At 63.9% G+C, this 5,831-nt stretch carries 5 protein-coding genes; 3 read left to right on the top strand and 2 right to left on the bottom strand.

Translation table 11 applies throughout. The annotated features are described in order from the left end of the window. The first annotated feature begins 487 nt into the window (after positions 1-487). Complete coding sequence (locus ACTHLF_RS10650; protein WP_440327267.1) at positions 488-619, top strand: hypothetical protein; 132 nt, start codon at positions 488-490, stop codon at positions 617-619. Between the two features lie 133 nt (positions 620-752). Here the strand turns inward: ACTHLF_RS10650 and ACTHLF_RS10645 are convergent, their stop codons facing one another. Continuing rightward, positions 753-2,345: a hypothetical protein gene (locus ACTHLF_RS10645; protein ID WP_440327266.1), complete on the bottom strand. Its 1,593-nt coding sequence runs from the start codon at positions 2,343-2,345 to the stop codon at positions 753-755. A 278-nt stretch (positions 2,346-2,623) separates the two neighbouring features. After that, complete coding sequence (locus tag ACTHLF_RS10640) at positions 2,624-3,454, bottom strand: MlaA family lipoprotein (RefSeq protein ID WP_440327264.1); 831 nt, start codon at positions 3,452-3,454, stop codon at positions 2,624-2,626. A gap of 177 nt (positions 3,455-3,631) precedes the next feature. On the opposite strand from ACTHLF_RS10640, the gene rpoZ reads away from it, so the two are divergent. Together rpoZ and ACTHLF_RS10630 are read left to right on the top strand one after the other, a co-directional pair. Continuing rightward, positions 3,632-3,922 carry a DNA-directed RNA polymerase subunit omega gene (gene rpoZ, locus ACTHLF_RS10635; protein ID WP_045828432.1) on the top strand — a complete coding sequence of 97 codons (291 nt, stop codon included), beginning with the start codon at positions 3,632-3,634 and terminating at the stop codon, positions 3,920-3,922. A 119-nt stretch (positions 3,923-4,041) separates the two neighbouring features. Further along, a partial coding sequence (locus tag ACTHLF_RS10630) for a RelA/SpoT family protein (RefSeq protein ID WP_440327262.1) occupies positions 4,042-5,831 on the top strand: 1,790 nt, incomplete at its 3' end.

Raw genomic sequence — 5,831 nt, 5'->3', positions numbered from 1 at the left:
TTTTGTGTCTTCCGGACGGGCTCGCCTCCGGCCTCGCGCTACGCAATCGGTTCATTCGCTGGCGCGAATGCGTGTTCTTAGCGGCTAGCGCCGCCTCGCGCTCGGACGTCTCTGGAAAGAGGCCTTGGGGCCCACCCTCGCTGCTCAGACAGGTCCTCCGCGTTCGTACCGGAGTGCGCCTCCGGCGCAAATGTACCTATTGGCCTACGGCCGCTCTCTGGTGCGTAACTCGCCTCGAGGGTGGGCCCCAAGGCCTCCCGGACGCACTGAGGTTCATGGTGGGAGAGCCGGATTTCGCTTCGGATCCGGTGGGCGGACACGCCTGGCCGGACACGGCTTCGTCCGCGGACAGCAAAGCGCGCATCTCAAAATCAGGAGGAAATGGCTTCAGAGCGCGGTTTGCGAGGCAAATTCGACGTTGGCACGGTGGATGCAATCTTCATGGCAAGGGCCCTCGGGCTCACCTTCCTACTCACGGAGACCTGCCATGAAAGCCGAAACCTTCCTGCTGAAGACCTTCTTCGCCGCCGCCGTGCTGCTGAGCGTGTTGACGATGGGCGCGATGGTGACGACCAGTGGCCCGCAACTGCCGGTGACCGCGATCGCTGCGGCTCGCTGATCGATACGGCTTCGCCGCTCTGTAGGTGATCGCGCGCAAGCGCGCTCCCACAACCACCGTACCGAAGGGCCTTGAAGCCTTGGCCCGCGTGTCCGGCGACAGCACGTTGCTGTAGCTTCGCCGTTCATTGCGCTTATTGCGTAGCTACGGGTGAGTCCTTCTGGCGCGGCATCAGCGACTGTCGAACGCGATCGCGCCGCCACGAGTATTCCGTCTCGCCGTCACTGCGGTGATCCGCGGCAAGCATGGCGGCAGCTCGCGTCAGGTCCGGGAGAGCCTCACCAAAACGCCCCATGCGTTCCAATAGTTGGCCGCGCGCGCCATATGCGTCATAGCTTTTTGGGAAGTGCCGCACCGCGAACGTGTAGTACTCGAGGGCCAGGGTATCGTTGCCGAGATCAGCGTAGTTCTGGCCGGTGAGGAGCGCATACCAGGCGTCCGACGCTGGATCCGCCCATGCAACGCGTTTCACCTCCTCAGTGCCCAGCCAGGCATTGAGCGCCTTGTAGCGTCCGAGTAAGGCTGCGTCGAGGCCTAGTTCCTTGCGCTCGCGATCAAACGTACCTTGCAGGTCATCAAGGCGCGTGAAGTGGCCGTCTGCGGCATCCCTGTGGACGAATGAGACCGGCGTATACGTGGTTCCCCCGTTCACATATGCGGCAAGGTAGCCGGACAGCGTATTGCCGTGCCGGGCGAGGGTGTATCGATACGTACGCCCATCACCATGCGAGTCGATACGTATCAGTCCGTGAGCACGGTCCACGCTATCGATCCGCATGCCTTGCCGGGTGTTTACGCCGTAGTTGTCGATCGCCACCTCTGGCTCAACGGTTGCCTTTCCAAATGAAAGGCGCACACCAAAGCTCATGGGGAGACCGCTCTCCCTCGCGTACCACCTGCCCGCCGTGTCGCTCACCCCCACCGGTTGCCCGGGGGTGACTGACGGAGGTGGATCAAAGTGCGGCGCCGCCGGCACATGGTAGCCACCGGGCTGCCCCATGCTCACAAGTTGACGGTCGATCAATGGGCCCGCGGCGCGGACCGCCTCGTCCCCAGAGGCGCAGGAGTCGAGCATGGGTTGAGAAGGAGCCCGAAACATGGCCGAGGCAAGGGTCGCGGCGATGACGCAAGAGCCTCGCGGTGAAGGATGTCCTCCGCCGCCCTTGGGAAGCATGATTTTCCTCGCGTCGTCATCCAACGCATACAGCACGCTACCTGCCGGCGCCAGGATCGCACGTTCACGATTGGCAGCCTGGGTGTACGCCCAGGCAATGTAGGGCATGCGATCGGCACCCGTGGGAGCGGTTTCGTACAGTACGACCGTCGAGCCAGCGTCGCGGGCCAGTCGGGCGAATTTGTCGACATAGGCATCAAGGGATGCAGGCGGAGCCTGGTGCGACTTGCCGTCTTCCACCCAGCGCGATAACGCCCCCTGGTCCTGCAACACGACAAAATCCCAATGGCGTTCGGCCAGTCGCGTGCGCGTCCAGTCAAGCTTCCAGTGGTCCTCGAGCATCGCGCCATCACTGGCCACGGAACGGACGTAAAGGCGCATGCCCGGCTGCGTGCTTTCAACCATCCGTGCGAAAGTCGCTGGCATCGCGTTGTAGTAGGTCAGGCTGTTCCCAATGAACAGCACACTGACGGGGTGTTCGTCAGTCGTCGAAGCCGAGACGGAAAGGTTCATAGCAAGTAGGCAAGCGCCAAAAATGATCTTACAACGCATGAGTATGGAATCCTCCGAGTTCGACTTCCGGCGTCGTCTGGCGCCAGATACCCTGGTACGGGTCGTAGCCGCATCGAGCGGGTTTTCCGAGGACGCCGGCGCCGATGGTAAATGCTCGGCAATCGGCACGAGGGCTCAACGCTCATGGTTCGCGGTTTTTTTTCGCGCTTAGGAGCTCGCCGTTCGTTCCTGGGACCAGGTCAACCGGGACGACCGGGGATTGCGTAAGCAAACGACTAACCAAAAAAAGGCCGCCCGGAGGCGGCCTTCTTGAATTATCAGTCCGGGTTCTGCCCGTTCTGCTTCTCCCACGTGTGCTGTTCTTTCAGCAGCTCATCCGGGTCGAAATCCTTGGTGTCGTTCAGGCCCTGCATCTGCTCGATCACATCCGCCGGCGGGTTGCCGTCGTAGATCTGGTACAGGCGTCGCTGGCGGTACGCATCACGCATGAACACGTACGGGTCGTACGCCGACGCCAGGAAGCTCTCCGCATCGATCGCACGGGCGCGCAGGGTCACGAGGTACAGCACCGACGGCACGTAGTACTGGCCATCGTGGAAATGGTGGTTGCGCGACAGATAGCTCAGCGGATCGAAGAAGTAGCTATCCACCGGCAGGCGCCAGACGTCGCGGACCGTCGTCGGGCCGACGAAGGGGAGCACCAGGTACTCGCCCTCGGGCACGCCCCAACGGGCCAGGGTCACGCCGAAGTCGCTGTCATACAGCGGCATGCCCAGCATGCTCGCCGGATCCTTGAAGCCCAGGAAGCCGATGCCCAGGTTCACGATGAACCGGCCCGTGGTCACCGCCGCCTGGCCCGGACGGCCCTGGAGCAGCTGGTTACCGATGGTGATCGGCAGGCGGATATTCGTATAGAAATCACTCACCGCCGTGCGGACGCCCGGGGTGGTCACATTACGGTAACCGACCGCGACCGGGCGGATGACCGCCTTGTCGAGCTTGTCGTTGAACGCGTAAACCTTGCGGTTCAGGTTCTCGTTCGGGTCATCCGTACGCGGCGGGGCCACATGGCAGGCCGCCAGGAGCGTCATGGCCACCAGGCCGAACGCGAGGCGGGCCAGCCGCTTGAAGTTGATCTTGGGGTCCATCGGGGTGACTCTGGGGGTGGGGCGATACTTTAGTGTACCGCTTGGTTTTATTATTTGCACTAACGCCCGTCCTTCCTGGCCAGAACCCGACATGATACCCCTCCCCCTGATGGACAGCCAACGGGCTGGGCCGCTAAACTGCACGGTCATAAGTGTCTTTGTTGTCAAGGATTTGAAATGGCCCGTATTACTGTCGAAGACTGCCTCGAGGTAGTCGACAACCGCTTTGAGCTCGTGCTCATGGCGACCAAGCGCGCTCGCCAGCTCTCCAAGGGCGCCGAGCCCACGCTCGATCCGAACAACGACAAGCCGACCGTGCTCGCCCTCCGCGAGATCGCCGATCGCCGCGTCAATGAGCAGATGATCGACGAAATCGACAAGGCCGCTCGCGAGCGTGCCGAGCGCGAAGCCCTCGAGTGGGCCGCCACGGAAGTGGACGACGACCTCTCGAAGGGTGGAGATGACTGATGACGCCGGGTCCCTGTCGACCCTGCGTTCATCCGTTCACTGCGCACGTTGTTGAAGCGCGGCTCTCGCAGCCGCGCGCGGGAGGCCAGGTCGCCTGAACCAGGGCGCGAGGCATTCCCATGGAAGTCATCCCCGCCAAAAAACTGACCGACGTCTCCGACGACACCCCGGTGCCGGCCTATGTGCAGGCGCTGGAAGATCGCGTGGGCGCGTACCTGCCGAAAGAGCAGGTCATGCGCATCCGCCGCGCCTTCCTGGTTGGCGCGCTGGCGCACGACGGGCAGACACGCAAATCCGGTGAGCCGTACATCACCCACCCGGTCGCGGTGGCGCAGGTGCTCGCGGAGCTTGGCCTCGATGCCGAGACGATCATCGCGGCGATCCTGCACGACACGCTCGAAGACACGCACCTCAGCCGCGAGGAACTCGCCGGCGCGTTCGGCGAAACGGTTGCCGAACTGGTCGATGGCGTCACCAAGCTCGACAAGATGCGCTTCTCCACCCGCGCCGAGGCGGATGCGGAGAGCTTCCGCAAGATGCTGCTCGCGATGGCGCGAGACCTGCGCGTCATCCTGATCAAGCTCTCCGATCGCCTGCACAACATGCGCACGCTCGGGGCGAAGGACGCGGCGTCCCGCCGCCGCATCGCGCGTGAAACGCTGGAGATCTACGCCCCGATCGCGCAGCGGCTGGGCATGAACAAGTTCAAGGCCGAGCTGCAGGATCTCGGCTTCAAGGCCCTGTATCCCGACCGCCACCGCATCATCGGCGAGCGCATCCGCGCCGCGTTGGGCAACCGTCGCGAGGCCATGGCGAAGATCGAGATGGCCCTGGAAGGCCGCCTCGCCGCCGACAAGATCCCTGGCCGCGCGGTCAGCCGGATCAAGAGCCCGTGGAGCATCTATTCGAAGATGCGCAACGAGCACAAATCGTTTGCGCAGCTCATGGATGTGTACGGGTTCCGCGTGGTGACGGATACCGCCATGCATTGCTACATGGCGCTCGGCGCGGTCCACGGCCTGTACAAGCCGGTCGATGCGCGCTTCAAGGATTTCATCGCCATTCCCAAGGGCAATGGCTACCAGTCGCTGCATACCGTGCTGCTCGGGCCGTTCGGCGCACCCATCGAGATCCAGATCCGCACGTCGGAGATGGAATCCGTGGCGGAGCGCGGCGTCGCGGCGCACTGGGCATACAAAACCGATTCGGGCCCGGCCAATAACGCGCAGCTGCGTGCGCGCGAGTGGATTTCCGCGCTGGCGGATAGCCAGGCCAGCACGCCGTCGGCCGCCGAGTTCCTGGAAAACGTCAAGATCGACCTGTTCCCGGACGAGGTGTACCTGTTTACCCCGCGTGGCGCGATCTTCTCGCTGCCGCGTAACGCCACCGCGCTCGATTTCGCCTACGCCGTGCATACCGACGTGGGCGACCATGCGGTCGCCGCGCGCGTTGACAAGAAGCTGGTGCCGCTGCGCACCCGTCTCATCTCGGGCCAGGTGGTCGAGATCATCACCGCGCCGTCCGCCGTGCCGAACCCGGCGTGGCTGGAAGCGGTGGTCACCGGCAAGGCGCGCACTGCGATCCGCCAGTACCTGAAGCACCTGCAGCACGAGGATGCGGTCGACTTCGGCCACCGCATGCTCGACCGCGCGCTGGATGCCCGCGGGCTCAGCCTCGACGCGATCCCGCCGGCGGTGCTCGATCGTTTCCTCGACGAAGCCAAGTTCAAGCGCCTCGAGGAACTGCTGTCCGAGATCGCGCTGGGCAATCGCTTCGCCGACCAGGTGGCCAGCCAGCTGGTCCACGCCATGGGCCCGCGCGAATCGCAGCCGCAGGCGGCCGCCGAGCACGCCGTCGAGAAGATCCGCATCAGCGGTGCCGAGCGTGGCGTGCTCAGCTTCGGCAACTG

Origin of the sequence: Luteibacter sp., assembly GCF_051958795.1 — a bacterium.
In the GTDB taxonomy this organism is placed as follows: Bacteria; Pseudomonadota; Gammaproteobacteria; order Xanthomonadales; family Rhodanobacteraceae; genus Luteibacter.
The sequence above is the reverse complement of the archived record's forward strand: the minus strand, read 5'-3'. Positions and strand labels throughout refer to the sequence as shown.